General features: G+C 66.4%; 32 protein-coding genes and 1 tRNA gene. 22 read left to right on the top strand and 11 right to left on the bottom strand.

Annotated features, from left to right (window positions below; translation table 11 throughout):
* The first annotated feature begins 81 nt into the window (after window positions 1-81).
* The 5 genes from map (at window position 82) to IFE19_RS15715 (ending at window position 3412) form a co-directional block, all read left to right on the top strand.
* A complete protein-coding gene (map, locus tag IFE19_RS15695; protein WP_207823915.1) occupies window positions 82-903 on the top strand; it encodes a type I methionyl aminopeptidase in 822 nt (273 codons plus the stop codon).
* Between the two features lie 26 nt (window positions 904-929).
* Window positions 930-1661, top strand: coding sequence for a RadC family protein (gene radC / locus IFE19_RS15700; protein ID WP_207823917.1), 732 nt, complete (start codon window positions 930-932; stop codon window positions 1659-1661).
* Window positions 1658-2182 carry a GNAT family N-acetyltransferase gene (locus IFE19_RS15705; RefSeq protein ID WP_207823920.1) on the top strand — a complete coding sequence of 175 codons (525 nt, stop codon included), beginning with the start codon at window positions 1658-1660 and terminating at the stop codon, window positions 2180-2182. Before radC ends, IFE19_RS15705 begins: the two co-directional genes overlap by 4 nt.
* Window positions 2183-2248: 66 nt before the next feature.
* Window positions 2249-2491 (top strand): BolA/IbaG family iron-sulfur metabolism protein, encoded by a 243-nt coding sequence (locus IFE19_RS15710; protein WP_207823922.1) that lies wholly within the window; start codon window positions 2249-2251, stop codon window positions 2489-2491.
* Between the two features lie 3 nt (window positions 2492-2494).
* Complete coding sequence (locus IFE19_RS15715; protein WP_207823923.1) at window positions 2495-3412, top strand: aldo/keto reductase; 918 nt, start codon at window positions 2495-2497, stop codon at window positions 3410-3412.
* Here the strand turns inward: IFE19_RS15715 and cysQ are convergent.
* Window positions 3409-4194 carry a 3'(2'),5'-bisphosphate nucleotidase CysQ gene (cysQ, locus tag IFE19_RS15720; RefSeq protein ID WP_207823926.1) on the bottom strand — a complete coding sequence of 262 codons (786 nt, stop codon included), beginning with the start codon at window positions 4192-4194 and terminating at the stop codon, window positions 3409-3411. The two genes, IFE19_RS15715 and cysQ, sit on opposite strands and share 4 nt — an antisense overlap.
* An 89-nt stretch (window positions 4195-4283) precedes the next feature.
* On the opposite strand from cysQ, the gene chpT reads away from it, so the two are divergent.
* The 3 genes from chpT to IFE19_RS15735 are packed head-to-tail and all read left to right on the top strand — an operon-like array spanning window position 4284 to window position 6286.
* Window positions 4284-4991, top strand: coding sequence for a histidine phosphotransferase ChpT (gene chpT, locus IFE19_RS15725; RefSeq protein ID WP_207823928.1), 708 nt, complete (start codon window positions 4284-4286; stop codon window positions 4989-4991).
* A gap of 54 nt (window positions 4992-5045) precedes the next feature.
* The gene (locus tag IFE19_RS15730; RefSeq protein ID WP_225910311.1) at window positions 5046-5474 is read left to right on the top strand and encodes a response regulator; all 429 of its coding nucleotides are present in this window, start codon (window positions 5046-5048) and stop codon (window positions 5472-5474) included.
* Entirely contained in the window at window positions 5471-6286 is an 816-nt protein-coding gene (locus IFE19_RS15735) for a CheR family methyltransferase (RefSeq protein ID WP_207823931.1), read from the top strand. Before IFE19_RS15730 ends, IFE19_RS15735 begins: the two co-directional genes overlap by 4 nt.
* Here the strand turns inward: IFE19_RS15735 and IFE19_RS15740 are convergent.
* The gene (locus tag IFE19_RS15740; RefSeq protein ID WP_207823940.1) at window positions 6283-7635 is read right to left on the bottom strand and encodes a metallophosphoesterase; all 1353 of its coding nucleotides are present in this window, start codon (window positions 7633-7635) and stop codon (window positions 6283-6285) included. The two genes, IFE19_RS15735 and IFE19_RS15740, sit on opposite strands and share 4 nt — an antisense overlap.
* 250 nt (window positions 7636-7885) lie before the next feature.
* Here IFE19_RS15740 and IFE19_RS15745 point away from each other — a divergent pair, with 250 nt between their 5' ends.
* The 4 genes from IFE19_RS15745 (at window position 7886) to IFE19_RS15760 (ending at window position 13681) form a co-directional block, all read left to right on the top strand.
* Window positions 7886-10180, top strand: coding sequence for a TonB-dependent receptor (locus IFE19_RS15745; RefSeq protein ID WP_207823942.1), 2295 nt, complete (start codon window positions 7886-7888; stop codon window positions 10178-10180).
* 113 nt (window positions 10181-10293) lie between these two features.
* The gene (locus IFE19_RS15750) at window positions 10294-12192 is read left to right on the top strand and encodes a M20/M25/M40 family metallo-hydrolase (protein WP_207823944.1); all 1899 of its coding nucleotides are present in this window, start codon (window positions 10294-10296) and stop codon (window positions 12190-12192) included.
* 46 nt (window positions 12193-12238) lie between these two features.
* A complete protein-coding gene (locus tag IFE19_RS15755; protein WP_207823946.1) occupies window positions 12239-13261 on the top strand; it encodes an NAD-dependent epimerase in 1023 nt (340 codons plus the stop codon).
* A 75-nt stretch (window positions 13262-13336) separates the two neighbouring features.
* Window positions 13337-13681 carry a hypothetical protein gene (locus IFE19_RS15760; RefSeq protein WP_207823948.1) on the top strand — a complete coding sequence of 115 codons (345 nt, stop codon included), beginning with the start codon at window positions 13337-13339 and terminating at the stop codon, window positions 13679-13681.
* Between the two features lie 134 nt (window positions 13682-13815).
* Here the strand turns inward: IFE19_RS15760 and IFE19_RS15765 are convergent, their stop codons facing one another.
* Entirely contained in the window at window positions 13816-14598 is a 783-nt protein-coding gene (locus tag IFE19_RS15765) for a hypothetical protein (protein ID WP_207823950.1), read from the bottom strand.
* Window positions 14599-14623: 25 nt separating this feature from the next.
* Between IFE19_RS15765 and IFE19_RS15770 the strand changes: the two genes are divergently transcribed.
* On the top strand, window positions 14624-15124 hold the full coding sequence (locus IFE19_RS15770) for a hypothetical protein (RefSeq protein WP_207823952.1): 501 nt from the start codon (window positions 14624-14626) through the stop codon (window positions 15122-15124).
* Here the strand turns inward: IFE19_RS15770 and IFE19_RS15775 are convergent.
* Window positions 15121-15315: a hypothetical protein gene (locus IFE19_RS15775; protein ID WP_207823954.1), complete on the bottom strand. Its 195-nt coding sequence runs from the start codon at window positions 15313-15315 to the stop codon at window positions 15121-15123. The two genes, IFE19_RS15770 and IFE19_RS15775, sit on opposite strands and share 4 nt — an antisense overlap.
* A gap of 307 nt (window positions 15316-15622) precedes the next feature.
* Between IFE19_RS15775 and IFE19_RS15780 the strand changes: the two genes are divergently transcribed.
* The 4 genes from IFE19_RS15780 to IFE19_RS15795 all read left to right on the top strand — a co-directional run bounded on the left by IFE19_RS15780 (window position 15623) and on the right by IFE19_RS15795 (window position 17250).
* A complete protein-coding gene (locus tag IFE19_RS15780) occupies window positions 15623-16099 on the top strand; it encodes a M15 family metallopeptidase (RefSeq protein WP_207823963.1) in 477 nt (158 codons plus the stop codon).
* Entirely contained in the window at window positions 16096-16473 is a 378-nt protein-coding gene (locus IFE19_RS15785; RefSeq protein ID WP_207823965.1) for a hypothetical protein, read from the top strand. The genes IFE19_RS15780 and IFE19_RS15785 overlap by 4 nt, the downstream gene beginning before the upstream one ends.
* Window positions 16421-16678 carry a hypothetical protein gene (locus IFE19_RS15790; RefSeq protein ID WP_207823967.1) on the top strand — a complete coding sequence of 86 codons (258 nt, stop codon included), beginning with the start codon at window positions 16421-16423 and terminating at the stop codon, window positions 16676-16678. The genes IFE19_RS15785 and IFE19_RS15790 overlap by 53 nt, the downstream gene beginning before the upstream one ends.
* Before the next feature lie 359 nt (window positions 16679-17037).
* The gene (locus tag IFE19_RS15795) at window positions 17038-17250 is read left to right on the top strand and encodes a hypothetical protein (RefSeq protein WP_207823969.1); all 213 of its coding nucleotides are present in this window, start codon (window positions 17038-17040) and stop codon (window positions 17248-17250) included.
* 194 nt (window positions 17251-17444) lie between these two features.
* Here the strand turns inward: IFE19_RS15795 and IFE19_RS15800 are convergent, their stop codons facing one another.
* The 7 genes from IFE19_RS15800 to IFE19_RS15830 all read right to left on the bottom strand — a co-directional run bounded on the left by IFE19_RS15800 (window position 17445) and on the right by IFE19_RS15830 (window position 20941).
* Complete coding sequence (locus tag IFE19_RS15800; protein WP_207823971.1) at window positions 17445-17717, bottom strand: hypothetical protein; 273 nt, start codon at window positions 17715-17717, stop codon at window positions 17445-17447.
* A 26-nt stretch (window positions 17718-17743) separates the two neighbouring features.
* Window positions 17744-18448 carry an SOS response-associated peptidase gene (locus tag IFE19_RS15805; RefSeq protein ID WP_207823973.1) on the bottom strand — a complete coding sequence of 235 codons (705 nt, stop codon included), beginning with the start codon at window positions 18446-18448 and terminating at the stop codon, window positions 17744-17746.
* 143 nt (window positions 18449-18591) lie between these two features.
* A complete protein-coding gene (locus IFE19_RS15810; RefSeq protein WP_207823975.1) occupies window positions 18592-18822 on the bottom strand; it encodes a hypothetical protein in 231 nt (76 codons plus the stop codon).
* A 20-nt stretch (window positions 18823-18842) separates the two neighbouring features.
* The gene (locus IFE19_RS15815) at window positions 18843-19181 is read right to left on the bottom strand and encodes a hypothetical protein (RefSeq protein ID WP_207823978.1); all 339 of its coding nucleotides are present in this window, start codon (window positions 19179-19181) and stop codon (window positions 18843-18845) included.
* Window positions 19178-19399 (bottom strand): hypothetical protein, encoded by a 222-nt coding sequence (locus IFE19_RS15820; protein WP_207823980.1) that lies wholly within the window; start codon window positions 19397-19399, stop codon window positions 19178-19180. Before IFE19_RS15820 ends, IFE19_RS15815 begins: the two co-directional genes overlap by 4 nt.
* On the bottom strand, window positions 19396-19560 hold the full coding sequence (locus tag IFE19_RS15825) for a hypothetical protein (protein ID WP_207823982.1): 165 nt from the start codon (window positions 19558-19560) through the stop codon (window positions 19396-19398). The genes IFE19_RS15820 and IFE19_RS15825 overlap by 4 nt, the downstream gene beginning before the upstream one ends.
* Window positions 19561-20865: 1305 nt before the next feature.
* Window positions 20866-20941 (bottom strand) — tRNA-Ala (locus IFE19_RS15830).
* Between the two features lie 124 nt (window positions 20942-21065).
* Here IFE19_RS15830 and IFE19_RS15835 point away from each other — a divergent pair.
* The 5 genes from IFE19_RS15835 to hisS all read left to right on the top strand — a co-directional run bounded on the left by IFE19_RS15835 (window position 21066) and on the right by hisS (window position 25829).
* The gene (locus IFE19_RS15835; RefSeq protein ID WP_207823984.1) at window positions 21066-21395 is read left to right on the top strand and encodes a YggT family protein; all 330 of its coding nucleotides are present in this window, start codon (window positions 21066-21068) and stop codon (window positions 21393-21395) included.
* A 131-nt stretch (window positions 21396-21526) separates the two neighbouring features.
* A complete protein-coding gene (locus IFE19_RS15840; RefSeq protein ID WP_207823986.1) occupies window positions 21527-22405 on the top strand; it encodes a 3-hydroxybutyryl-CoA dehydrogenase in 879 nt (292 codons plus the stop codon).
* Window positions 22405-22968, top strand: a complete 564-nt coding sequence (locus IFE19_RS15845; RefSeq protein WP_207823989.1) for a hypothetical protein — start codon at window positions 22405-22407, stop codon at window positions 22966-22968. The genes IFE19_RS15840 and IFE19_RS15845 overlap by 1 nt, the downstream gene beginning before the upstream one ends.
* Window positions 22969-23044: 76 nt before the next feature.
* Window positions 23045-24280, top strand: coding sequence for a DUF418 domain-containing protein (locus tag IFE19_RS15850; RefSeq protein ID WP_207823991.1), 1236 nt, complete (start codon window positions 23045-23047; stop codon window positions 24278-24280).
* Between the two features lie 55 nt (window positions 24281-24335).
* Window positions 24336-25829, top strand: a complete 1494-nt coding sequence (hisS, locus tag IFE19_RS15855) for a histidine--tRNA ligase (RefSeq protein ID WP_207823993.1) — start codon at window positions 24336-24338, stop codon at window positions 25827-25829.
* Window positions 25830-26106 lie beyond the last annotated feature (277 nt).

Below are 26106 nucleotides of genomic sequence, written 5' to 3' on the forward strand. Positions count from 1 at the left end.
GTTTTATGCTAGTCTCGCCATCTGACACTCAAGAAACAGCCCAGCCGCCCTCCCCTTCGGCGGCGCGCCCGAAAGCAGATCATGTACGAGACCCCCGACCTGGATAACGACGCCTTCGTCCGCAGCCACGAAATCCGCATCCACGACGCGGAGGCCTTCGAGGGCATGCGCAAGGCCGGACGTCTGGTCGCCGAAGCCCTGGACATGATCGGCGAGCACGTGAAGCCCGGCGTGACCACGGGCGAGTTGGACGACCTGGTGCGCGAGTTCACCCTGGCGCGCGGCGGCATCCCCGCCTGCCTTGGCTACAAGGGCTATACCAAGACGATCTGCACCTCGATCAACCACGTCGTCTGCCACGGCATTCCCGGCGACAAGGTTCTGAAGGAAGGCGACATCGTCAACATCGACCACACGGTCATCGTCGACGGCTGGCACGGCGACAGCAGTCGCATGTTCCCGGTCGGCGAGATCAACGCGCGCTCGAAAAAGCTGATCGACGTCACCTATGACTCGCTGGAGCTGGGCCTGGCCCAGGTCAAACCGGGCAACACCTTCGGCGACATCGGTTTCGCCATCCAGAAATACGTCGAGGCCCAGCGCATGAGCGTGGTCCGCGACTTCTGCGGCCACGGCATCGGCCGCGTCTTCCACGACAGCCCCAACGTCCTGCACTACGGCCGTCGCGGCGAGGGCGCCGTGCTGAAGCCCGGCATGTTCTTCACCGTCGAGCCGATGGTGAACCTGGGCAAGCCGGCGGTGAAGGTGCTGTCGGACGGCTGGACCGCCGTGACCCGCGACAAGTCCCTTTCGGCCCAGTGCGAGCACACCATTGGCGTGACCGAAGACGGCCTGGAAATCTTCTCGGCCTCGCCGAAGGGCCTGTTCCGTCCGAAATTCTGAGCTAGTCTCCCCTCCGGGGGAGGCTGATGCTCGATCAACCGCCGGAAAAGCCGAAGGCCAAGCCGCACCACGCCGGTCATCGCGAGCGGCTGCGCGAACGCGCGCGCGGCGCCGGCATCCACCACCTGCCCGACTACGAACTGCTTGAGCTGTTTCTGTTCCGCAGCCAGCCGCAGGGCGATGTCAAACCCATCGCCAAGGCCCTGCTGACCCGCTTCGGGTCGCTGGCGGCCGTCCTGGCCGCCTCGGTCGAGGATCTGATGACCGTCCGGGCCGAGGATTCGCGCGGCCGTTCCAAGGGCGTCGGCGCCGAGACCGCGCTCGACCTGGCCGCCCTGCACGAAGTCTCGCGTCGCGTGACCAAGGAAGAGGCCAACAAGCGCACCGTCATCTCGTCGTGGACGGCCCTGCTGGCCTATGTCCGCCTCAGCCTTCAGCACGAACCGCGCGAGCAGTTCCGCGTCCTCTATCTGGACAAGAAGAACCAGCTGATCCTCGACGAGATTCAGAACCGCGGCACGGTCGATCACGCCCCCGTCTATCCGCGGGAGGTGGTGCGGCGGGCGCTGGAGCTGTCGGCCAGCGCCATGATCATCGTCCACAACCACCCCTCGGGCGACCCGACCCCCAGCCGCGCCGACATCGACATGACCAGGCAGGTGATCGAGGCCGCCCGCTCGCTCAGCCTTCAGGTCCACGACCATCTCATCGTCGGCCGCGAGGGCGTGGCCAGTTTCAAGCAACTGGGTTTGATGTGACCATACTCACCACCGACCGCCTGACCCTGACGCCCGTCGCCGTCAGCGACTTGAATGACCTGATCGGCCTGTGGGCCGACGCCGACTTCACCCGCCACATCATGGGGCGCGGCCTGTCGGAAGAAGAAGTCTGGTTCCGACTGCTGCGCGACATGGGCCACTGGCAGGCCAAGGGTTATGGCAACTGGTCGATCCGAGAGACGGATAGCGGCGCCTATGTCGGCAGCGTCGGGGTGCTGGACTATCGCCGCGAGATGACCCCGGCCTTCGACGCGCCGGAACTGGGCTGGGGCGTCGCCCCCGTCTTCCAGGGACAGGGCCTGGCCCATGAAGCCGTCCAGGCCGCACTAGACTGGACCGACGCCTATCGGCTGGAGCCGCGCACGGTTTGCATGATCTCGCCTGAAAACACCGCCTCGGTGAAGCTGGCCGAGCGGCTCGGGTACCGCCCCTATGCCGAGGCGAACTACAAGAACTCGACCGTCACCCTGTTTGAACGTCCCCGCACGGTTGCGGGCTGACAGACGGCCCGCACCTCTTTAGGTTTTACAGTTCAGATCCGACCTGCCGGTTTCGAGAGTAGCTTCATGCCCATGTCCGCCGACGTCCTTCGCGCCCACCTGGTCGAGGCCTTCCCCGATGCGGACATCGCCATCGAGGATCTGGCCGGCGACGGCGACCACTATCGCGCCCGCATCGTCTCCGTCGCCTTCAAGGGCCTGCCGCGCGTGCGCCAGCATCAGCTCGTTTACGGCGCATTGAAGGGACAGATGGGCGGCGAACTGCACGCCCTGGCGCTTGAGACCTCCGCTCCTGTCGAGGCGGACTGACTCGTGCGCTATCGCCCGTTCGGCGCATCAGGCGCGGCGGTTTCCAATCTGACGCTCAGCCTGGGCGTAGAAACCCTGTCGCGCGGCCGCGTCGCCCTCAGCGAACTGATCTTCACCGCGCTGGAAGCCGGAGTGAACAGCTACCACCTCGAGAATGCAGACCCCGCACTGGCCGAAATCGTCGGCGAGGCCCTGGGACACGTCGAGCGACGTCTGGTCAGCGTCGGCGTCTCCCTGGGGGTCGGCGACGGCCGCAAGAAGGACTTTCGCGACTTTTCGGCTGACGGTCTCACCAGCGCCATCGACCGGGCCCTGCATGCCTCGGGCCTGGGCTGGTTCGACGTGGCCGTGCTGGACGAGCCCGCCGATGACGAACTGCCGCAAGCTTCGCTGATCGCGCTGAAGGCTCTGCGCAAGGCCGGTCATGTACGCCTTCTGGGGGTTTCGGGCGATTCCCCGGTGATGGACGTCTATGTTTCGACGGGCGCCTTCGACGTCCTCTACACCCCCTTCCACGCCAATGTGGAATGGCGCATTCGTTCGCGCATGCGGGCCGCCCGCGAACGCGACATGGCCATCTTCACCTACGACTACTTCCCCGAAAGCCTGTCGACCGAACGCAAGGCCGCGGGCGCAGGCGCGACGACGAAAAAGAAGGGGCTGTTCGGCTTCGGCGGCAAACCTGTCGAACAGGGCATGTCAAACCCGGGTTCTTTCGCCTTTCTGCATCAGACCCCGAACTGGAAAGCCGAGGAAATCTGCCTGGCCTTCACCCTGACCGATCCCGCCATCTCCAGCGTTCTGGTTCACGCCGTGAATCCCGAACGAATGGAGGCCCTGGCGGCGGTCCCCGAGCGTGATCTGCCGCCGGGTCTCTCCGCACAGATTGAGATGGCGCGCGTCGGGTCGGCGGTCGCCTAACCGCCCATCGCCGTGAACGGCCCGTTGAGGAAGCCGGGCTTGCGATAGGTCAGGCGCTGACCGTCGGCGCCCAGGACCCGTCCCCCCGCCGCTTCCAGCACCGCCTGCCCCGCCGCCGTGTCCCACTCCGACGTCGGCCCTGTGCGCGGATAGGCGTCAAAACGCCCCTCGGCGATCAGGCAGAATTTCAGGGACGAGTCCGTGCCCTGCCACTGGGTGCAGCCGTGCCGGGCGGCCAGACGCGTCGCCTCTTCGTCGGTCAGGCTATGGCTCAGAAGCGCGATGCCCTCGGCCGGACGGGCGCGCACCCTGATCGGCCGCCAGGCCTCGCCAAAGACACGGCGCACCGCCCCCTTGCCCGGCGCCGTCGAGGCCCAGGTCACGCCGGTCGCCGGGGCGGTCACCACGCCCGCGACAGGCGCGTCGCCGCGCATCAGGGCGATATTGACGGTGAAGCTCTCGCGCCCCTGAACAAAGCCCTTGGTCCCGTCCAGGGGATCGATCAGCCAGAACCATTCGCCGACCACGGCGGGCAGGCCGTCAGCGGCCGAGGCCTCCTCAGCCACAGCCTCCACCTCGGGCCAACGCTCCGCCAGCCGCTTCAGGATCAGGGCCTCGGCGGCGCGGTCCGCCTCGGTCACCGGGCTGGCGTCGGACTTGGTCTCGACCACCGTGCCAGCCCGCCAATAGGGCAGGATCAAACGCGCGGCCTCCTCGGCGATGTCGGCGATGGTCCCGGCGAGGGCGCCGGAAGCGAGGTCGGTCTCAAGAGAGTGCGTCATGTCATCGCCTCGATAGCCCATGCGCCCGGTTTCAAGAACCGGCAAATCAGGTCAGCCTTGACCATTCCCGCCAGCAGACCGCCCGATCGATGACCTTCCCTGATCTTTCCGCCGCCTCGCCTTCGGCCGACCTCGCCGCCGCCGACCTGCCCGCAGCCAGTCTGCCCGCAGGTGGGGCCGAACTGGCCGCCTTCATCGCCGGAAAGCTGTGCCACGACTTCATCAGCCCGGCGGGGGCCATCATGTCGGGCCTCGATCTGCTGGAAGACCCCACCGCCCAGGACATGCGCGACGACGCCATGGGCCTGATCCGCCAGAGCGCGAAAAAAATGGTCGCCCACGTCCATTTCGCCCGCGTCGCTTTCGGCGCCGCCACCACCAGCGAACAATTCCTTTCGGCTGAACTGCACGGCCTGGTGGCCGGCCTGTCCGAGGGGGGGCGCGCCAGCCTGGAGTGGCGCATTCCGGAAGGGACCGCCTTCACCAAGCCCCAGGCCCGCATCCTGATCAACCTGGCCTGGATGACCCTGGGCGCCCTGCCCACCGGCGGCGTCGCCACCGTCACTGTCCGACAGGAAGGCGACCGTCTGCTGTTGATCGGCTCGGCCGAAGGCGCGCGTGCGCGCCTGAAACCCGAAGCCCTCACCGGGTTGAAGGGCGAACGACTGCTCGAAGGCCTGGCGGGCCAATGGATCCAGCCCTACTGGCTATGGCTGGCCGTCAACGAGACGGGCGGCCGCCTGGATGTCGCCTCCGACGAAGGTCGCGTCGGCTTGATCGCCCATGTTCCAGCCTGACAACCGCGATCTGGACCCCCGCCCCCAATCGTCCGTTAACCCCCAGAGCCGATCATGATGCGAGGCGCGCCGCCCTTCGCACCCAACGGGATAAAGCCCTTGCCGCCCCAGACCTGCCTGATCGTCGATGACAGCCGGATCATCCGCAAGGTCGCGCGCCGCATCGTCGAGGACCTCGGCTTCGAGGTGGACGAGGCCGCCGACGGCGCCGAAGCCCTGACCTATTGCATGGGGGTCATGCCCCATGTCGTGCTGCTGGACTGGCAGATGCCGGTCATGGACGGCCTCAGCTTCCTGCGTCGCCTGCGCGACCTGCCCGGCGGCCGCGCGCCCAAGGTCCTGTTCTGCACCATAGAGACCCGCGCCGACCGGATCGCAGAAGCCCTGTCCGCAGGGGCCGACGATTATGTTATGAAGCCGTTCGACGGCGAGATCCTTCATTCAAAACTCGCCGAAGTGGGAGCTGTTCAGTCACCGTCATGACGCCGGAGGATTTTGATCGCCTTCAGACCTTGCTGGCGACGCGCGCCGGCTTCCGGCTGACGCGCGACCGGATGCATCTGGCCGAGCATCGACTGGGTCCCGTAGCGCGCCGCGAAGGCTACCATAACGTCGAGGCCATGCTGGCCAGCCTGTGGGGCAAGCCCGTGGCCTCGCTCGGCTGGGCGGTGATCGAAGCCCTGCTGAACGGCGAGACCTGGTTTCGTCGCGACCGCGCCGCCTTTGATGTCTTTTCACGCGAACTGATGCCGGCCCTGACCGCCGCTCGTCCCGGCGGCAAGGTGCGCCTGTGGTCAGCGGGCGCCTCAACGGGCCAGGAAGCCTATTCCCTGGCCATCGCCGCTCTGGAGAACAGCGCCGACGTCGAGATCCTCGCCACCGACCTGTCCCGGCAGGCGATCGATAAGGCGACCTCGGGCCTCTACACCTCCTTCGAGATCCAGCGCGGCCTGTCGGCGCGCGCCATGCTGCGCTGGTTCGAACAGACCGACGACCACTGGCGCGCCCGGCCGGAGTTGCGCAGCACCGTCAGGTTCGAACGCGCCAATCTTCTGGACGAACCCGCAAACGACCGGCAGTTCGACGTCATCTTCTGCCGCCACCTGCTCACGGACCTGGAACCGGCGCGTCGCGCCCAGGTGCTGGACATGCTGGAACGACAGCTGGTGGACGACGGATGCCTCTTCCTCGGCGTCGATGAACGGCCTGACGGCGACAGCGTCGCCTTCCGTCCCGTCGCCGGTCGCAAGGGCCTCTATGTGAAAGCGCCCTCGGCCCTGCGTCGCGCCGCCTAAGCCGTCAGCAGCCCCTCGATCGCCGCCGCCTTGACCCGCGCGATCGGAACCTCGCCGAAGACCAGGTCCGTCGCGCCGAAATACTCGGCCTGATTCATCGCGCACCAGTCGGTGGTGACCAACCGTACGCTGGACCTGTTTCCCACGTCGCTCGCCGCGCCATAAAGGAAGTCGCCGCTGCGCTCGGCCAGGGGCATGGGCCGGTCCTGATTGGCTCGCGCCATGAAACCCGCCAGCCGTTCGGTCGGAACCTCCGCGACCATCAACTTGCCATCGAACCGCACGACGGCGTCAAAGGCGTATCGCGTCACCGGCCCCGCGGGCAGGCCGGTCCCCAGGGTCGTGTGGCCGATGAAGCCGGCGTCCGCGCTCGCAACTCGCGCCAGGGCGGAGGCGACGGCGCGACCGGTCTCGCCCAGCGTCATAGCGCGTGGACTGACGCCCAGCACCGCCTTCTCCTCATCCGTCAGGTGGGTCGCCAGGGTTGTCGCGATCAGACTGGCGAGGCGCGGCGATGGCGTGGCGTTTACGTCCACCGCCGTCGAGCTCGCCGCAATCCGCCCGTCGTCATACAGGGTCGCCGTCGTATAGGCGTTGCTCCACGATCCGGTGTGGACGTAGGCGCTGCGCCCCTGTTCGTGCTGGAACAGCAGATGGTTGTGCCCGCCGATCATCAGGGCCCCGTCGGGCAAGAGGGGCAGAATGTCACGGTCACCGGCCACCCCCGCATGGCTCATCACCAGCATCAGATCAGCGCCGTCCAGCAGGCGCGTCAGGTTCATCCGCGCCCATTCACCCGGCTCGGGAATCGACAACCAGTCGCGGCTGGCCTTGGGATAGGTGTTCAGGGAATCCGTCCCCGCCCCGACGACGCGCAGCGACCGTCGGCCCAGCGGCACGGTGACCGCAGCCTCGGCATAGGGCCGCCCTGAGCGTGCATCCAGAATATTGCTGACCACCAGGAGGCCCAGCCCCCGCATCCGCGCCACCACTTCGTGCAGGTCCGGCGTCAGATCGTTGTCGTGGTTGCCCAGATTGACCACCGTGGGCGCCAACTTCGGCAGTTCGGCCAGAAAGGCCCAGTCGATCACGCCTTCCGACCGCACCGAGACGACATTGCCGTGTTCAAAGCTGTCTCCGTCCACGGCGATCAGATGCGGAACCTTGGCCCCCGCGATCTCGGCCTCCAGTGCGGCCAGCAGCTGTCCGGTGCGCTCATAGGCGGAATGAAGGTCCGACATGGCCAGCACGCGGGCCGCGATCGACGGCGCCAACGCGCCGAAAGCCGGAACGACGGCGGCGGCGGCCGTCATCTGAAACAGGCGGCGGCGATGAAGAGAGTTGGTCATGCAGCGTCCCTGGCGGTCGCGTCCGGCGCATTCAGGGACTTCTCACCAAAATCGGCGGCGCAGCCCCGCCGTTTCGCATGAGGCATTGCGCCGCACAATAGCGGCGCCCTGGCGATGGCCTCTGAAGTCGCGAGTTTTCCCCCACCGTGTCCGTGTCGTGAAAGCTTCATCGAACCGGCCCTCACGAAGCTGGAAAAAGCGTCGCCGCAGACCTAGGCCCTCGCCCAGTTTCAACGAGGACCCTCCCCCCATGTCCCCTCGCCTTACCGCACTCGCCGCCTCCGCCAGCGGCCTCGCCCTGCTGATCGCCGCCCCGGCCCTGGCCCAGACCGCGCCCCAGGCCGACGTCGCCGCCGAACAGGCCGTCAGCATTGACGAGATCGTCGTCACCGCCCAGCGCCGCAGCGAGAACATCCGTGACGTGCCCTTCGCCGTTACGGCGATGAACACCGAGACCCTGAACACCCTCTCCTCGGGCGGCGGCGACATCCTGCAACTGTCCGGCCGCGTGCCCAGCCTGCAGGTCGAGAGCTCGAACGGCCGTTACGCCCCGCGCTTCTACATCCGCGGTCTCGGCAATGTGGACTTCGACTTCAACGCCTCGCAGCCCGTGTCGGTCGTGCTGGACGACGTGGTGCTGGAGAACGTCTACCTGAAGGGCTTCCCCCTGTTCGACGTGAAACAGGTCGAGGTTCTGCGCGGCCCGCAAGGCACCCTGTTCGGCCGCAACACCCCGGCGGGCGTGGTCAAGATCGACACCATCAAGCCTGGCGAAGACTTCACCGGCTTCGGCTCGCTGGCCTACGGCAACTACGGCTCGACCCGGGCCGAAGTCGGCGTCACCCTGCCGGCCTCGGACACCCTGTCGGTCCGCGTCGCCGGTCTGTGGAACCACCGAGACGACTGGGTCAACAACGCCTATGACGCCCCCTTCGCCAAGAAGGACGGCAAGGACCTCGGCAATTTCGATGACTTCGCCGGCCGCATCCACGTCGCCTGGACCCCGACCGATCGCCTGTCGACCTTGCTGACCCTGCAGGCCCGAGACTACGAGGGCACGGGCACGATGAACCGCGCCAACGTCCTGACCAAGGGTTCGAACGAACTGAACGACCGGTTCGATCGGGACACCGTTCACTACGACGGCGGCCGCAACAACTTCCAGAAACAGCAGACCACCTCGCAGTCCTTGCAGGTCGCCTATGACTTCGGCCCCGCCACCCTGACCGGCGTGGTCGGTTCCTACCAGGGGTCATCCGCGGGCGACGGCGATATCGACGGCGGCGTCCTGGGCGACCCGATCAACAGCGGAACCGTTCCCTTCCCTTCGGAAACCGGCACCCTGACCAGCGACCTGATCCAGAACACCTATGAACTGCGCCTGTCGTCGAACGGCGACGGCCCGTTCGGCTGGCAGGTCGGCGCCTTCTACTGGAATGAGCGCTTCAACCTGGTTTCGGGCACCTTCAACGGTTTCGGCGCCGTCGCCCCGACGGTCGTCGGCGACATCGTTCAGAAGTCAGACTCTTGGTCGATCTTCGGTCAGGGACGGTATCAGGTCACTGACGCCCTGAAACTGACAGCTGGCGTGCGCTACACCGACGACAGCCGCGACTTCCGTGGCCGCCGGATCATCCCGGCGGGGAGCCCCAGCACCATGCTCCCCCTGGCCAATGTGACGAAATCGGTCGGCGATCAACAGATCAGCTGGGACATCAGCGCCGTCTATGAAGTCAGCCCCGACCTGAACCTGTTCGCCCGTGTGGCCGACGGCTATCGCGGGCCGTCGATCCAGGGCCGCATCACCTCTTCGGATCTCGTAACCACCGCCGACTCCGAAACCGTCATGTCCTACGAGACCGGCTTCAAGGCCCGCCTGTGGAACGGACGCGCCCGCCTGAACGGTACCGTCTACTACTATGAAGTCTCGGACCCGCAGTTCACCGCTATTGGCGGCCAGGGCAATTTCAACCAGCTGATCAACGCCGCCAAGGGTGAAGGCTATGGCGTTGAAATCGACGGCGACGTCTATCTGGGCGCCGGCTTCAGCCTGGCCGGCGGCTTCGCCTGGAACCACACCGAGATCAAGGACAAGGATCTGCTGGTCCCGATCTGCCGCATCCCCTCCGCCGGCGCGGCGCCGATCTGCACCCCGACGGACCCGCTGGTGACGGTCGGCACTACGCCGCGCGCCAACATCAACGGCAACCCCTTCCCGCAAGCGCCGGAATACACCGCCAATCTGACGCTGAACTACGTCCGCCCGATCGGCGGCGACGCCGAACTCTTCGTCTCCACCGACTGGGTGCTGCGCCAGGACTTCAACCTCTTCCTCTATGAGGCGGTCGAGTTCCGTCAGGACAGCCAGTTCGAGGGCGGCCTGCGTGCGGGCTGGCGCGACCTGGGCCGTGGTCTGGAAGCCGCCGCCTATGTCCGCAACATCACGGACGAGGCCAATGTCATCGGCGCCATCGACTTCAACAACCTGACGGCCTTCGTCAACGAGCCGCGCATGTACGGCGTGGAGCTGACCAAGCGCTTCTAAGCCTTTACGGCTGATCGCGTCGGAGGGCGGCGGCGGGGAGACCTGTCGTCGCCCTCTTGCCATCCGGGCCCAGCTTGGCCCTACTGCCTCCCGGATCGGGGAGGATCTTTCTCATGCGGCTGGCCCTGCTGTTCGGATCGCTGACGCTCGCCTTCTTGCTGGCGGTGTGGACCACCCAGATTCCCAAGCCTCGCCCCATGGACGCGCCCGCCGCCGCCTTCTCGGCCGCGCGGGCCATGACCGACATCGAACAGATCGCCCGCGCCCCGCACCCGGTCGGCTCGGCCGAGCACGCCCGCGTCCGCGCTTACCTCGCCGCCCGCATGACCCGGCTGGGTCTGTCGCCGCAGGAGCAGGCAGGGCCGCTGTCGCCCGGCGCGATCCAGCGGCTGAAGCAGGCGGGCGGCGATCCCGACGCCGCGAACAATCAGGCGATCAATCTGGTCGGCGTCCTGCCCGGAAAAGACCGCAGCCAGCCCGCCGTCATGCTGATGGCCCACTACGACACCGTGGTCGGCTCACCGGGCGCGGCTGATGATTCCACCGGCGTCGGCGCCGTGCTGGAGGCCGTTCGCGCCATCCAGGCGCGCGGCCCGGTCGAGCGCGATCTGGTCGTCCTGCTGACCGACGCCGAGGAACTGGGCCTGGACGGCGCCCGCATCTTCTTCGGCGGCCATCCGCTGCGCGACCGCATCGGCTCCGTGGTCAATCTGGAGGCTAGAGGCGGCGGCGGCCGCGCCGCCATGTTCGAGACCGGGCGTGAGGCCGGCCCCACCGTCGACCTGTTCCGCCGCGCCGCCGCCCGCGCCGACGGCGGAACCACCGCCACCTCGCTCGCCGTCTTCATGTACGAACAGATGCCCAACGGCACCGACTTCACCATTCCCAAGGATCGCGGCGTCGGCGGGTTGAACTTCGCCTTCATCGGCCGCCCGGCCCAGTACCACTCCGCCGACGCCACGCCCGAGAACCTTGACCAGGGCGCCCTGCAGCACCTCGGCTCTCAGGCGCTGGAGGCCGCCGACGCCCTGCTCCGCACGCCCGCCCTGCCCGCCAAGGGCCCCAATACCGTCTATGCCGACGTCTTCGGCCGTCTGATGCTCAGCCATTCGGCGGTGATGGGCTGGGGCTTGTTGGGCCTGACCGCCCTGTTCGGCGCCTTCGCCGCCTGGCGCGCCCGACGCGCGACCGGCCTCAACGCGGGACAGGTGGGCCACGGCCTGCTGGACGGCTTGTGGTTCCTGTCCGCCGGACTGGTGCTGGCCCAGGCCGTGCGCCTGCTGGCCGGGCCGATGTCGAGCCGCGCCGCCTCGTCCGAAACCTACTATGTCCTGCTGCGCCGCCTGCCGTGGATGGAGGCGGGCGCCGTCCTGACCATCCTGGCGCTCGCCCTGCTGTTCCTGACCGGCGCGCGCTGGTCGCGGCCGCGCACAGTCGCGGCGACCGTCGCCGTCCTGACGCTGCTGGTCCTGCTGATCGGCGGCTTCAGCCCGGTTATGCTAGGCGCGGGCGTCATCGCCGCCGCCCTGTCGCTGTGGCCGGTCAAGGCCCCTGGCTCCACCACGTCCTCGACCTGGGGCGGCTGGTTGGGGCTGATCGCCCTCGTCTTCCTGCTGGCCTGCGTGGTTCAAGGCGCGGCCCCCGAAGCCGCCCTGCTGTTCGTCTGGCCCGCCCTGCTGGCCGCGACGGCGGCGGCGCTGGCGGCCCTGATCAGCCCCGATCTGACCCGTCCCGCCAGCCTGATCCCCACCGCCGTCGCCGGCGTGGTCGGCGGCGCCTGGCTGATGGGCCTGGGCCATTTCGTCTTCCTCGGCGTCGGCATGGACCTGCCCGGCGCCCTGGCCTTGATCGGCCTGCTGGCCCTGCTGTTCCTGCGCCCGCTCGCCCCGCCGGTCTCAACCATCCGACTGGTCCTCATCGGCGCCGCCGCCTGCCTCGTCCTCGCCTGCGGCCTCACCCTCACCGCCCGTTTCGCCGAGCCCGCCCCCGCCGTGGCCAAGGCCCTGCCCTGACCGCGCCCCGCTGGCGAAACCCCGTCCAAACGTCTATCGCAGCCTGATGTCCCACGATCCCGTTCTCGTCACCGGCTCCGCCGGCTTCATCGGCTTCCACACCGCCCGGCGGTTGCTGGAGCGCGGCGAAACGGTCATCGGCCTGGACAACCTCAACGCCTACTACGACCCGGCGCTCAAACACGCCCGTCTGGCCTTGCTGCAAGAACATCCGAACTATCGCCACCACACCCTTGACCTGGCCGACCGCGCCGGTGTCGCCGCCCTGTTCGCCGAGCACGCCCCGCGCCGCGTCGTCCACCTCGCCGCCCAGGCCGGGGTCCGCTACAGCCTCGAAGCGCCCGAGACCTATGTGGATTCCAACGTGGTCGGCTTCCTCAGCATCCTCGAGGGCTGCCGCGCGACCAAGGCCGCCAACCTCGTCTTCGCCTCGACCAGCTCGGTCTTCGGCGCCAACGCCGCCCTGCCGTTCTCGGTGCGCGACCCGGCCGACCACCCGCTGACCGTCTATGCGGCGACCAAGCTGGCCAATGAGGCCATGGCCCATTCCTACGCCCATCTGTTCGGCTTCCCGGCCACGGGCCTGCGCTTCTTCACCGTCTATGGACCGTGGGGCCGCCCGGACATGGCCCTGTTCAAGTTCACCCGCGCCATCCTCAAGGACGAGCCCATCGACGTCTATGGCGAGGGCAAGATGAGCCGCGACTTCACCTACGTCGACGACATCGTCACCGGCGTGATCGCGGCGCTCGATCGCCCCGCCGCCATCGACCCGAGCTGGGACGCCAAGGCTCCCAACCCCGCCACCAGCGGCGTCGCCCCCTGGCGCATACTCAACCTGGGCGCCGGTCGCCCGGTCGCCCTGATGCGCTACATCGAGGTGCTAGAGGAAAAACTGGGCCGCAAGGCCAGGCTGAACCTCATGCCCATGCAGGACGGCGATGTGGCCAACACCGAGGCCGACGTGACCGACACCCTGGCCGCCCTCGACTACGCCCCCACGACCCCTGTCGAAGATGGCGTCGGCCATTTCGTCGACTGGTACTGCAACTTCTACCGCGAGAACTGAGGCCCGGCGGCCGCGCGCCGCGCTGCATCCGGGGCGCCGGTTCTCAATCAGGGCGTCGATGATAGGGTGGGGCCCATGCGCGACCTTCCCGGAAAGCCCCTGGCGAGCCGAAGCCTCAAGGCCCTGGCCCTCTTCATCACCTGCATCACGCTGTCGGGTTGTTACGCCTGCTCGCTCAACGGCGGCTGGGAAGGACAGATGAACCCGTTCTGTGTCGAGAAGGACGCGCTGGTCGGTCCCATCTCCTTGCCGAAAAGCGTTGCGACGTACCCGCCCGAAACCTACAGCCAACCAGACCTAGCGATTGCTACTCAGCAGGATCGCCCCAGCTACCATGCGTTCAGCGCGTCAATCGGGAACAGCAACAGTCGAGATGCGATCGAAATCACCCCCCGCAGGATCGCTGACGCCAAAACATGACGCCAGTTAATGGCATGAAATGCACGACACCTCGGTCGATGAAGCCTTACAGGTAAGGGAAGACAAGAAACCCCAGTCGGCACAGAGCGGACCAGGGTCTCGAAGTGGACTTGGTTTTCTAGGACTTCGCGTTCCTACGACTCGCTCATGCTCGACACCAGCAACCGGGGGCGCTGACGTTCGATCAGGTCAACCGTTTGGGCGTCGCAGAGGCTCGGGGCATCGAGGCTGAACCATGTGCGATCCCGATCAAGGGCGAGATGGATCAACCCCCAAACGCCGTCCTTCGCAAACCGCCGCTCCAACTCATCCTGAAGCCCGGCGCGCGTCCAAGGCGCCACGTCAGGATCCGCCAGTCTTTGGCGCGTATTGTCACTGATCAGCGCATCGAGCGCTCTCGCTGCAAGGGCGCGCGCGCGGACAGCTTCATCCAGAGCAGCACGTCGCGGGTAGATCTGATCGAACCTCCAATCGGACCGAAACTCCACATAGCAACCCTCCCAGACGAGGTTCCAATGCATGCGATGAAATACGTACTTGATCGCCTTACGAGCGGCGTCAGCTGACACAACCTGATCCAACCCCACGAAGACCCGGAAACACTCTCGATCGAGAGGGTCAGAGAGACTCGCGACGTGCGCCCAGGCATCGCGCTCCCACTTCATTATCGACTGATCGAAATGCCTCAGAAGTTGAGAGCGAACGAGACAGCAGACACGCCAGCGCAAGCCATCAAGGAAATCCGACGAGGCCGCGTCGTCTGGCACCTGAAGGCTCAGCTTCCGAATGCGTGTCTTGTTCAGCTCGTTGCGCACCACCTCGACCAGACGGTTGGCGATCCAGGCGCGAGCGACATCAGAGACTTTCCACGAAGCTCCGCTAGAGAGCGCCTGCGCAAAAACATCGTCATACTCCACGTCAAACTTCAGGGGAGCCCTTCCGATGGTCCTGGCGACGGGGCTGGTGTTCCTCGGCGCCGGGGCGGTGCTGAGCCAGGTGTTCCGCCTGCTGGGCCCGACCTATCACACCAAGGTCACGGCTCACTGGAGCGTCAGGGGCTTCTTCTTCCTCTCGACCGCGGTTCTGGTGGCGCGGGGGCTGTCGTTCATCTTCCCCGGCCGAGCCTTCGCGGTTCAGCATATGAGTCTGCTGGTCCCGGCCTCGGCCGTGGTCATGCTGGGGCTGTCGCTGATCCTGCTGGAGTGGGTAATGCGCGACCGCGCGCCGCCGCCCTGGACAGAGCGCATCCTCGGCCTTGTTGCCCGTCGGGGCGTGTCCGAAGAGGCTGTCGCGGAGCTGGCCTTCGCCCTGCCGCCTGAGCCGCATGGGCGATCCGCCAGCGAGCATCAGCCCTGTCGTGTCGTCAGGCTGGGCATGATGGCCGGCGCCGCTGTTCTGATCCTGATCGTGGTCGGGGTGGTGCTGAGCGCGGCCGGAGGCTAGCTGCCCGGGTTCTGTATCCATCGCGCCGCGCCGACGACCAGAAGCAGGACGCTGAAGATCGTCAGGCCGATGGTCGAGGGAATGAGGTGCGGATGCCATGGCGCGCGGTTCCGCAGCTTCCCCCAGGTGTCCAGGCACCAGATCAGGCCGCAGCCGCCGAGAACAATATCCACCCAAGCTGGCCAGATCATCGGTTCAGCCTCACGTGATCTATCGCGGCCGAAAATCGATCACTTCATCAGCAGGCTCAAAGCCATGGGCCCGGGCTCGCCGCGCCGCGCCCTCAACCGAAGCCATCATGTGATCGGGCCGACGGCGTGGGCGACCGTCAATCAACGGCGCGAACTCGTACCAGGTCCGCAGGCCTGCCCCTGGGGCATCAGACGTCACGCGCAGAATGACGGCGTTTTTCATTGGCGCTGGCCCCTCCCTGAGCCGGTCACTGACGACCGTCATACGTAAAATTACGTAACATCACAATCTGAACTGGAGACCATCATGGCCTATCGCCTTGGTGCGCAGTCGCGCGCCGAGCTTAAGGGCGTGCACCCCGACCTCGTCCGCGTGGTCGAGCGCGCCATCGTAAACACCGCGCAGGACTTCAGCGTTCATGACGGCCTGCGCACGCTGGAAGAGCAGAAGCGCTACGTCGCCTCGGGCGCCTCGCAGACCCTGAACTCCAAGCACCGGGCGCAAGCGGACGGATACGGCCATGCCGTCGACCTGGTCCCGTTCATCAACGGCAAGATGCGCTGGGAGTGGGAGCCCATCTATGTGATCGCCGCCGCCGTCTGGCAGGCCGCGCGAGAGCTTGGCGTCCCTGTCCGTTGGGGCGGAGCGTGGATCGACCTGGCCGACATCAAGATCGGCACGCCCGGCGCGATGAAGGCGGCGGTCGAAGCCTATGGCGCCGCGCGTCGCAAGGCCGGGAAGAAGGTCTTCACCGACGGTCCGCACTTCGAGTTGGTTCGATGATCGCTGCCTTCAAGGCCTTCGACACAACCGCCAAGATCATCTTCGGCCTGCTGGTCCTCGGGATCGTCCTGAGCCTGGCCATGGCCGTCTTCACCATGCGCAGCGCCCGACACGACGCCCGCAAGGCCGGGGCAGGCCAGACCTTCGCCGAGGGGCGCACCGGCGCCGCTCAGGACGCCAGCGCCGTCCGCGACCGCGCCGACACCCGAAACGACCAGATCACCAATGACGTCCAGGAAGGAACCGCCGATGTCCGTCAGGCCCCTGATCGCTCTGCTGCTACTCTCGCCGCTCGCCGGGGCGTGTGCCGGATCAACCCAGGTGCTGGGCCCGACTGTCGGCTGCTCCTCGCTGATCCCCAGCGGGTGGACTGAGCCTGTTCCGTCCGCCGCCCTGCCGCCGGCCGACGCCGTCGAGACCGACTGGCAGGTGTTCGGGATCGAGCAGACAGGTCAGCTCGCTCGCGCCAACGGCCGGACAGCGGACGTGGTGGAGATCGTGACGTCGTGCGAGGCGCGGGACACGGCGGCGGTCAGGCGAATAGAGCGGCCGTGGTGGGCCAAGCTCTGGCCGGGCTAAGCCAAATATCCAAAATTCGGACATTTCAGCGTCGAGCCTTCAAGCTCCGCTATGAGCCCCGTCGCCCTTACCTGGCGACGGGGCTTTCTGCTTTTGATCGGCGCGCAGCAGCCAAGCAGACGAGACGGCGAGAAAAAGACGAATTACGTCAATTGGTTGACTCGAATCAGCGAATCCGTGCATCGGCTACGGGTTGGTCGCTCTGCGTTCAACATACAGGAAAGGCCCGGGCTGTCACCCGGGCCTCTAATCAAACCGGCTGGCGGTTTGTTTTTGTGATCACGTGACGCTTATTGTCGTGTTCGAGGTTGCTGTCAATCCGCCAGCCATACTTTCGGGACCAAAGGAGCCCGGAATTTATGGTTGCTGCCAACTTCAATGGGCCGAGTCATCGGCTCACCTTCGATGACGCCGTCGCTATCTGGCTTCGGCACTGGGCTGGAGAATATCAGAACCGGATTGCCGCCAGCTTCGATGTCAACTCGGCGCGCGTGAACGAGGTCCTCAAAGGACACCGTCACATCGGCAGCGAAGACCGGGCGCGAGAGATCGCTGCTCGCGACGCCGCTTAACTAACCTCTCCGGGTTGGTGGCCCGCTCCGGTTCGCCGGGGCGGGCTTTCTTGCATTTGGAACCAAACCGGTGCCGCGTTGTTGAACGCTTGCAGACAGGCAGGGCTGGCCGCTTTGCTGTCTGTGTAGTCCCTGGGAGGGGACTAAGCGCCCCCGTCGTCCCTAAGCCGGCGGGGGCGTCTCGATTCTAGGCCTCAACCTTTCGGCAGCAGGCTCCGATACGGCGCGCCTCGGTCGCCCGCCTCGGCGCGGGTCAGCACCTTCGTTTCGAACAGGGATGAGACCACGACCTTCACGCCGCGGTGCCGGATGCCCTCGTCCAGCGTCTTGGCGGTTCGTTCGATCTGATAGAGCGTCTCGCACCAGTCGGTGCTGTTGGCCTCGATCAGCCCGGGTAACAGGTTCGCATCGCCGCCAGCGGCAGCGGCCATGGCGTCGATGGCGGTAGTCAGTTCGTCGGGGGTCATACCCGGCCGTCTACCTGAGTCTGCGCTCAGATGACCACCAGGGCCCCATCCGGCAGCGGACGCTGCAGTTCCTTCACGATCTCCCACGGCGCCGTCATCCACGCCTCTATCTCATCGGGCTCGGTCAGGATGACCGGCATGGCCTTGGGGTGAACCGACTTCACCGGCTCGCTGGGCTCTGTCGTCAGGAAAGCGAACAGGTCGCATGTCTCCATGCCGGTCTTGATCTTGCGGACGCAGGTCCAGTCGCGGACGTAGATGCCGGCGAAGAAGGCCAGGGGTTCATACTGGGTCTGGTCCAGTTCGAACCAGACCGGCCGATACCTGCCCTCGGCGTCACGGCCCGGCTCGCTGAAGGCGTCGAAGGGGACCAGGCACCGGTTCTCGGGTTTCAGCCATGGCCTCCAGTGCGCCGAGCTGGTGTTGCGGACGTTGGTCGTTCCGCTGTCAGGCTCCAGCTCCAGCAGCTTGGGAAAGTCCACGTCCTTGCCCTTGGCGCGCAGCTTATCGGCCCGCTTGGTGGCCGCATCCAGCAGGGCCTTCTTCGACGAAGGCATGCCCCAGCGCGCCAGCGCCAGTTCCCTGACGCCATCGGTGCCGGTTCTGACGATAGGCGCCGCGTAGTCGGGGTAGATGTCCCGCGGCTCCATGTTGCCGACGTCGGAGCGTATGGCGCGCGACAGGTCGAGGATCGCTTGGGGGCCGCTGCGCTGCCGGTAGAGGTTGCACATGGTCGGAACCTCTCACGGATTGTCTCGTTCGGCAAAAGACAGCGCCGGCTGTTTGAGCGGTGGCCCGGCTATCAGCGCCGCTCTCCTCTTCTTCGATGATGCGCGCTTGGCCCCTCGCCTGATCAGCGAGGGGTCTTTTTTTATCAAAGGTCCACCACGCCCCGCCTGATCAGGCCCTTGACCACGTCATCCTCAAGCGAAGCGGCGACCTCTCGCGCGAAGGCGCGCTGGGCTTCAGCCTCATCGAAGATCAGGCGTTCGGACGCCTTCCTGTGGGTGGTCAACCGAAAGAAGGTTTCCCGCTTCTGACGCGCCGCCAGATGCTCGACGCGCTCCAACTTCACCCCAGCTTGTGATCGTACCAGCTTCGACATGTCGACCTCCTATGGGAGATTCAGTCAGAGGCGCCGGGATTGGTTCCCTGGGGCTGGTCCAGACCGAAACGATACATAGGCGCTGGTTCACGCGGCTTGCCTGAGCGATCGGCGCCCGGCGCGAGACCGTCCATTGGAATGCCGTCGCCTGGATAGGTCCACGCGAAGCCGCCCGCGCCGCTCAGTTCAGCCCAACAGGCCTTGAGGGTGGCCGAGACCGCCATCAGCGGCAGGATCTGATCGCAGACCGGGTTCAGGCTCGCGTGGATGCGGCAGACGCGACGGTAGCAATCCGCCAACTCGCGTAGATCGGCGGCGTCGATGGCCGACTTCTTTGACGCTCCCTTGTAGCGACTCATGGAAGGGCCGTCCGCGGGTCGATGCCCTTGGCCTTCATGTCTTCGAAGAAGGCGCGCACCAGCTCGGTAGCGCCCGGCGCGATACGCTCCAAGTGCGCAAGGCTTCGCGCTTGCATGTTGATCAGAACCGGGTCGTGATCGGCGGCTTCGCCCTGGCTTCGAATGGCCAGCATCTTGGTCATTTCGATCTGGGCTGCGCTGGGAACGGCTTCGGTCATCGCGCCGGCCTCCCGACATGGGTCATGCCTGCGATCAGGCCCGCCATAAGGCTGACGGTCTTCTCGGGCATCTGGGGGTCGGTGCGGGCTTCAAGCTCCCGGTCCAGTTCGACCAAGTCGCGGGCAAACGCTTCGTCTGGGCCGCAGGGTTGCGTGTCCATGTCATCCTCCGAGGTTGCCGACCCGGGCGGACTCCTAAGGCGCCGACTGCGGCAACGCCAAGCGATTTGTTCTCTCTATGTTCGCGTCGTTGTTGAGCATTCAAATCCCGCATATCGGGTCTTCGGAATGAATTTCCTCATTCCCATTCAATCTCAACGATAAGGCCCAGAGCCTCTGCTGCTGCCACCATTTGGGCTGTCGTGGCGCGTGCTCGATAGAAGGCTTGACCTGTACCTGCCAGCGCATCGAGTTGGCGGAAGGTAAGACGCTGTCGGTCTACGGCTGCGGCGATGGCATCGTAAAGAGGATCGCCAACACCTTGTCGGCGATACCTACGCCCCAACCCCATCTGGCGGGCACGCGTACGAACCGTAGCATAAGGGATGTCGGGAAAGGCTCGCCTAATTTCGGGCCCGTAAGCTCCTGCCTTCCACAATCGAGCGAGTGTCTTGAGTTCGGCGACGGTCCAGCGGTGACGTTCCCTGGTCAGGCCTAATCCACGCGCCCGATTTCTCAAGGCGTAGTAGGTACGTCCCTGCAAGCACCCGAGTGCTCGAATATAATCTGGGTAGAGGCGCGTGAGGATCGCGTCCTCTTCTTCCGTCCACGGTCTCACGGAATGCGAGCGACTAACCGCCCCCCTAAAATTTTCACAGCCTGAACGGTCAAGCGATTGCTTCTTGCGGCTCGCCGGATACGGAACCGGCTTCCATGTCCAAGGTCCCGGTCTAGATCAGCTAAGGTGATGCAGAGATCGAATGCGCGCTGCCGGATTGCGTCGGCCAATGGATCGCGAGCAGGGAGCGGCCGTTTACGCGGTCGTCGCAGTCTATTGGAGTTAGCTTTTCCCCATACCTGTCGATTCGTCTTTGCGATTGCCGCCGCGATATCGACGACCAGTCTCTCCGACGGATAGTCGCGCAATACGACTTTTTCCTCACTGTGCAGCCACACCCTCAGCGGCCGAGCGAGGCCGAGACGCTGCGCCTTCCCCTTAATGGCAGCCCACGTTCGGAGGGGAATAGCATCGCCGCACTTCACCGGATCGGGGTAGTGCTGTCGCAGGGCGGCGAGTTCTTCATCGGTCCAGAGTCTTTGGCCCGCCCGGGTAAAGCCTGTGCGCGCATGAAATGCTCGTGTCGACGCTGCGGCATTTATAGCCGCGCGCTGATTGCGCGAAAGGACCAAGACTACATCCAAAGCCGAGCGATTAAATTGACGAAAAGCGCTTTAGGGTCAGCTTTAGGGCCGAACGGCTGGAGAGCCACTAGCGCGTTGATAATCTTCAGTAAAACGCCTTACCCTGGTGGAGCCGAGGGGAGTCGAACCCCTGACCTCGTCATTGCGAACGACGCGCTCTACCAACTGAGCTACGGCCCCGACCGACAGGCAGAGGCTGGAGATAGAGGGCGGCGCGGGGGGGTGTCAACGGGTCGCGGAGGAATCCTTGGCGTTCCCGAAAGGCCCCGCTAGAAACGGGTCTGCATTCAAAGGAACTTCGTTCATGGGCATCGGCGCCGGCGTCATCGGCTTCCTCTTCTTCGTGCTGGGCGCGCTGCTGCAGCTTCTGCTGTTCGCGATCATCGCCAATGCGATCCTCAGCTGGCTTTTCGCCTTCGACGTGATCAACTACCGCAACCGTTTCGTGGCCCAGGTGGCCGAGTTCCTGGACCGGTTCACCAGCCCCATCCTGGCGCCTCTGCGCCGGGTGATCCCGCCGCTGGGCGGCATCGACCTGACGCCGATCGTGGCCCTGCTGATCATCCAGGGCGTTCAGGGCTATCTGCTGCCGCCGCTCTATCAGGCGGCGCTGGGTCTGGCCGGCGGCTATTGAAGCGAAACGTTGAGGCGGGGACACGGCGGTCAGGAATCTTAATCCGGCCCCATTCCGCCCCTTGCGCGCGGCGGGCGGGCTCCTAAGGTGCCCGCGACTGGTCCCGACGGGACCGCAGAATGCGCGTATACATGACCACGATCAGGACAGTCGCCGTCATCGGCGCCGGACAAATGGGCTCGGGCATCGCCCAGACGGTGGCGACCGGCGGCTATCAGGTGCGGCTTTACGACCTGTCGGCCGAGCGGATTCCGCTGGCCCTGGGCGAGATCGCAGCCAGCCTGGCGCGCCGCGCCGCACGCGGCCTGATCACCCAGGCCGAGGCGGACGCCGCCCTGGCCCGCATCCAGCCGGTCACATCCCTGATCGAGGCCGCCAAGGCCGACCTGGTCATCGAGGCCGCGTCGGAGGACGAGGTGGTCAAAAAATCGGTCTTCGCCGACCTGACCCCGCTCCTGGACGCTGACACCCTGCTGGCGTCCAACACCTCGTCCATCTCGATCACCCGCCTGGCCTCGGTCACCGATCGGCCGGATCGCTTCATCGGCCTGCACTTCATGAAGCCTGCGCCGACGATGAAGCTGGTCGAGATCGTTCGCGGCATCGCCACCTCGGCCGCCACCCATGAAGCCGCCGTGGCCTTCGCCGAGAGCCTGGGCAAGATCACCACGGAGTCCGAGGACTTCCCCGCCTTCATCGTCAACCGCATCCTGGTGCCGATGATGAACGAGGCCATCTATGTGCTGTACGAGGGCGTCGGCGACGTCGCCTCGATCGACAAGGCGCTGAGGCTGGGCGCCAATCACCCGATGGGACCGCTGGAACTGGCCGACTTCATGGGACTGGATGTCGTCCTGGCCATCATGAACGTGCTGTATGACGGTCTGGCTGACAGCAAGTACCGCCCCTGCCCGCTGCTGGTGAAATATGTCGAGGCCGGCTGGCTGGGCAAGAAGAGCGGCCGCGGCTTCTACGACTATTCCGGCGCCGCGCCGGTCCCGACCCGCTGATGCTGCGCCTCGACCGGATAGAGGACCTGCCCGGCCTCAAGCGCGTCGCGCCTCAACGCTCGACGCAGCGGCTGGTGCTCGCCGCCCTGGCAGCAGCGGCCTGGCCGCCGCTGCTGATCACCCTGCTCGTCTGGCCGCCCGAGAACTGGGCTTCGGGCGTCGACACGGACTGGCGGCTGGTGTTGCTCGTCCTGGGCCTGATCGCCGCGCCCGTCGGCCTGTGGTTGTTGCGCCAGACCCATGCGCGGGTCGGCCGCCCCTCGACCCGCCTCGGCGTGGTTTGCCGGTTCATGGTGTTCGGCGGATTGCTGGCCGCCGGGGTTCAGACCCTGATCGCCGTCATCATGTCCCTGCTGTCGGTGGCCGCGTCGCAAAGTCTGATCCAGGGCCTGGGCGCGATGGAGACCACCCTGTTGATCTTCGGCGTCGCCGGCCTGCCGCTGGCGGTTCTGGTGGGCGTCAGCTACGCCCTGTGGGCCGGTCTGTGCGTGGCCTTCATCGCCTTTGCGCCCGCGCCCGTCGTCAAGGACCGCATGGGTCTTATGCAGAACGGCGCCGGCTGACATTACAGCGATTTAAGGTGCCTCGCCGAACTTGGACCCGCATGAGCGGCGAAGTTCAACGGGGGAAGCCGGCTCCATGATCGATCAGACGAAACCAGTGGATACGCCGCGCCCCGTGGCCGTCGGTGCGCGCATCCAGACCCTGGACGTGCTCCGCGGCGTCGCTGTTCTGGGCATATTGGCGGTCAACGCCGCCGCCTTCGCCCTGCCCATGGCGGCGGCCATGGCGCCCGAACAGTCGCCCTTTCCCCTGGTCGGAGCCGCAGCCGTGGCCCATTGGACGGTCGAGGTCTTCTTCCACCAGAAGTTCGTCACCCTCTTTTCCATGCTGTTCGGCGTCTCGATCTTTCTGGTCGGCGACGAACGCGGGAACGAGGCGCGCGGGCGGCTGTTGCGGCGTCGCCTGTTCTGGCTGGCCCTGTTCGGCCTGATCCACGGCGCCGCCTTCTGGTACGGCGACATCCTTCTGCTCTACGCCTGGTCCGGGCTATTCGTCATGCTGATGCGCTCCATGTCGCCCCGCTCGCTGATCCTGTTCGGGGCCGCCGCCACCCTGGGCCTGGCCACGCTCCAAGCCGGGACCATGTGGCTCACCGCCAACGGCCCGGCCGCTCTGGCCGACGCCCTCAGCGACGAGTCCATGGCCCTGGCCGAAGGCGCCGTGTCCGCCAGCATCGCGGCCTATCGCAGCGGCTGGCCGGCTGGCCTGATCGAAAACCTCAAGGCCTGGGGCTTCCTGCAAGGCATGAGTCTGTTCGGCTATGTCTTCTCGACCGTACCGCTGATGATGCTGGGCCTGGGCCTGTTCAAGGTCGGCTTTTTCCATGGCCGCCTGCCGACCCGGATCTATCTGGCCCTGATGGTCGTGGGCGGCGCCCTGCTGGCCCTCCTGGGCGTTCTGGAATGGCGCGAAATCATGGCCGGGCCTGGCGTCGAGGCCACCAGCGGCTGGTCCGAGGTTGTCGCCTCCTATCCGATCTTCATCACCCTGGCCTACGCCAGCGGGCTGATCCTGCTGACCTCACGCGGGGTCGGCTGGGTGCGCCGGATCTTCGCTCCCGTCGGGCAGATGGCCTTCACCAACTACCTGACCCAGACCCTGATCATGACCAGCCTCTTCTATATGCCGTGGGGGCCGCGCCTGATGGGACAGGTCGACTATCCGGGCCAGTGGGCCATCGTCGTCGCCGTCTGGGCCTTGCAGCTGATCTGGTCGCCGCTGTGGCTGAGCCGCTTCCGCATGGGACCGCTGGAGTGGCTGTGGCGCCGCCTCAGCTATGGTCACGACCTGCCGTTGCGTCGCCAGACCTGACCGCGGCGCCAGACGGCAAGTTGCAGCCGGTCCGCCGATGGCTTAATCGCGCGACATGACCGACGAAGCCCCCATCCGCCCCGAAGCCCGTTCTCCGCGCGGGTTCGCCGACCGTCGCGGCCGCGACCTGACCGCCGAGCGCCGCATCGTCGCGCGCGTGTCCGAGGTCTACGAGCGCTGGGGCTTCGAGCCGCTGGAGACCCCGGCCTTCGAATACGCCGACGCCCTGGGCAAGTTCCTGCCCGACGCCGACCGTCCCAACGAGGGTGTCTTCGCCCTGCAGGACGACGCCGGGTCGGATGAACCGGGCGAGTGGATGGCCCTGCGCTACGACCACACAGCCCCCCTGGCCCGCTTCGCCGCCCAGAACTGGGAGACCCTGCCCAAGCCCTTCCGCCGCTACGCCTATGGTCCGGTCTGGCGCAACGAGAAGCCCGGCCCCGGCCGCTTCCGCGAGTTCTGGCAGTGCGACGCCGACACCGTCGGCTCGGACCGCCCCGAGGCTGACGCCGAGATCATCGCCATGGGCTGCGAGGGTCTGCGCGCCGCCGGCCTCGGCGACGGCCAGTCGGTGATCCGCGTCTCCAACCGCAAGCTGTTCGACGGCCTGTTCGACGCGGGCGGCGTGACCGACGCGGTCCAGCGCCTGACCGCCCTGCGCGCCATCGACAAGTTCGACCGTTTGGGTCTGGAGGGCGTGCGCGCCCTGCTGGGCGAGGGCCGCATGGATGAATCCGGCGACTACACCAAGGGCGCCCGCCTCCCCGCCGCCGTCATCGGCGCGGTCGAGGCCTTCCTCGTCTCGGCCGAGACCCCCGGCCTGAGCCGTGCGGGCGTTCTGGACGCCGTGGCCAAGGCCGGCGCCTCGCTGGGCGCCGCGGGCGAAGCCGCCCTGGCTGAACTGTCGGCCATCGACCGCGCCCTGACCGCCATGCGCGTCGGCGAGGCCGAGGTGAAGTTCGACCCAACCATCGTGCGCGGCTTGGAATACTACACCGGCGCCGTGTTCGAGGCCGAACTGCTGCTCGACACCAAGGACGACAAGGGCCGGGCCGTGCGCTTCGGCTCCATCGGCGGCGGCGGCCGCTATGACGACCTGGTCGCCCGCTTCACCGGCCAGTCTGTTCCGGCCACCGGCTTCTCCTTCGGCGTGTCGCGTCTGGCCTCGGCCCTGCGCGCCGCCGGCCGCGGCGCCGACGACGCTGTGCGCGGCCCGGTCGTGGTCATCGTCTTCTCCGAAGACGACATGCAGCACTATCTCGACGCCGTGTCGGAACTGCGCGCCGCCGGCATCGCCGCCGAGCTCTACCTCGGTCGCGCCGGCATGAAGGCCCAGATGAAGTACGCCGATCGCCGCGGCTCGCCAGCCGTGGTCATTCTCGGCGGCGACGAGCTGGCCGCGGGCGAGGTCACCATCAAGGATCTGGACGCCGGACGCGCCCGCGCGGGCGCCATCGCAGACAACGAGGCCTGGAAGGCCGAACGTCCCGGGCAGCAAAAGGTGGCCCGCAGCGCACTGGTCGGAACCATCCGCGCCATTATCGAATAAGCTTCGATTAAATCCACGTCGCGGACATGGGTTATCGACGTTTAGTCATAAATGCCTGCTTTTTGGCGCCTGGCTCGATTGACTTGCCCCCCGCCTTCGCGTCATTTGGTCTCACTCGAGAGGCGCAGCGATCAAACGCAGCGACATCTTGAAGGCGTTTCGGGGAGGAAACGTCCGCTCCCTAGAGAGCGATAAAGCCCGCTGCGATGTATCCCCCGCAGCGGGCTTTTTCATGCCTGAAAGCCAACCGCTCCGCCCACAGATCGGCGTAATCACA

Source organism: Brevundimonas pondensis (assembly GCF_017487345.1).
Taxonomy (GTDB): Bacteria; Pseudomonadota; Alphaproteobacteria; order Caulobacterales; family Caulobacteraceae; genus Brevundimonas; species Brevundimonas pondensis.

Coding starts and splice junctions, on each gene's coding strand:
- map (WP_207823915.1), top strand. CDS start 82: ATGTACGAGACCCCCGACCTGGATAACGACGCCTTCGTCCGCAGCCAC.
- radC (WP_207823917.1), top strand. CDS start 930: ATGCTCGATCAACCGCCGGAAAAGCCGAAGGCCAAGCCGCACCACGCC.
- IFE19_RS15710 (WP_207823922.1), top strand. CDS start 2,249: ATGCCCATGTCCGCCGACGTCCTTCGCGCCCACCTGGTCGAGGCCTTC.
- cysQ (WP_207823926.1), bottom strand. CDS start 4,194: ATGACGCACTCTCTTGAGACCGACCTCGCTTCCGGCGCCCTCGCCGGG.
- chpT (WP_207823928.1), top strand. CDS start 4,284: ATGACCTTCCCTGATCTTTCCGCCGCCTCGCCTTCGGCCGACCTCGCC.
- IFE19_RS15730 (WP_225910311.1), top strand. CDS start 5,046: ATGATGCGAGGCGCGCCGCCCTTCGCACCCAACGGGATAAAGCCCTTG.
- IFE19_RS15735 (WP_207823931.1), top strand. CDS start 5,471: ATGACGCCGGAGGATTTTGATCGCCTTCAGACCTTGCTGGCGACGCGC.
- IFE19_RS15740 (WP_207823940.1), bottom strand. CDS start 7,635: ATGACCAACTCTCTTCATCGCCGCCGCCTGTTTCAGATGACGGCCGCC.
- IFE19_RS15745 (WP_207823942.1), top strand. CDS start 7,886: ATGTCCCCTCGCCTTACCGCACTCGCCGCCTCCGCCAGCGGCCTCGCC.
- IFE19_RS15750 (WP_207823944.1), top strand. CDS start 10,294: ATGCGGCTGGCCCTGCTGTTCGGATCGCTGACGCTCGCCTTCTTGCTG.
- IFE19_RS15755 (WP_207823946.1), top strand. CDS start 12,239: ATGTCCCACGATCCCGTTCTCGTCACCGGCTCCGCCGGCTTCATCGGC.
- IFE19_RS15760 (WP_207823948.1), top strand. CDS start 13,337: ATGCGCGACCTTCCCGGAAAGCCCCTGGCGAGCCGAAGCCTCAAGGCC.
- IFE19_RS15770 (WP_207823952.1), top strand. CDS start 14,624: ATGGTCCTGGCGACGGGGCTGGTGTTCCTCGGCGCCGGGGCGGTGCTG.
- IFE19_RS15775 (WP_207823954.1), bottom strand. CDS start 15,315: ATGATCTGGCCAGCTTGGGTGGATATTGTTCTCGGCGGCTGCGGCCTG.
- IFE19_RS15780 (WP_207823963.1), top strand. CDS start 15,623: ATGGCCTATCGCCTTGGTGCGCAGTCGCGCGCCGAGCTTAAGGGCGTG.
- IFE19_RS15785 (WP_207823965.1), top strand. CDS start 16,096: ATGATCGCTGCCTTCAAGGCCTTCGACACAACCGCCAAGATCATCTTC.
- IFE19_RS15795 (WP_207823969.1), top strand. CDS start 17,038: ATGGTTGCTGCCAACTTCAATGGGCCGAGTCATCGGCTCACCTTCGAT.
- IFE19_RS15800 (WP_207823971.1), bottom strand. CDS start 17,717: ATGACCCCCGACGAACTGACTACCGCCATCGACGCCATGGCCGCTGCC.
- IFE19_RS15805 (WP_207823973.1), bottom strand. CDS start 18,448: ATGTGCAACCTCTACCGGCAGCGCAGCGGCCCCCAAGCGATCCTCGAC.
- IFE19_RS15810 (WP_207823975.1), bottom strand. CDS start 18,822: ATGTCGAAGCTGGTACGATCACAAGCTGGGGTGAAGTTGGAGCGCGTC.
- IFE19_RS15815 (WP_207823978.1), bottom strand. CDS start 19,181: ATGAGTCGCTACAAGGGAGCGTCAAAGAAGTCGGCCATCGACGCCGCC.
- IFE19_RS15820 (WP_207823980.1), bottom strand. CDS start 19,399: ATGACCGAAGCCGTTCCCAGCGCAGCCCAGATCGAAATGACCAAGATG.
- IFE19_RS15825 (WP_207823982.1), bottom strand. CDS start 19,560: ATGGACACGCAACCCTGCGGCCCAGACGAAGCGTTTGCCCGCGACTTG.
- IFE19_RS15835 (WP_207823984.1), top strand. CDS start 21,066: ATGGGCATCGGCGCCGGCGTCATCGGCTTCCTCTTCTTCGTGCTGGGC.
- IFE19_RS15840 (WP_207823986.1), top strand. CDS start 21,527: ATGACCACGATCAGGACAGTCGCCGTCATCGGCGCCGGACAAATGGGC.
- IFE19_RS15845 (WP_207823989.1), top strand. CDS start 22,405: ATGCTGCGCCTCGACCGGATAGAGGACCTGCCCGGCCTCAAGCGCGTC.
- IFE19_RS15850 (WP_207823991.1), top strand. CDS start 23,045: ATGATCGATCAGACGAAACCAGTGGATACGCCGCGCCCCGTGGCCGTC.
- hisS (WP_207823993.1), top strand. CDS start 24,336: ATGACCGACGAAGCCCCCATCCGCCCCGAAGCCCGTTCTCCGCGCGGG.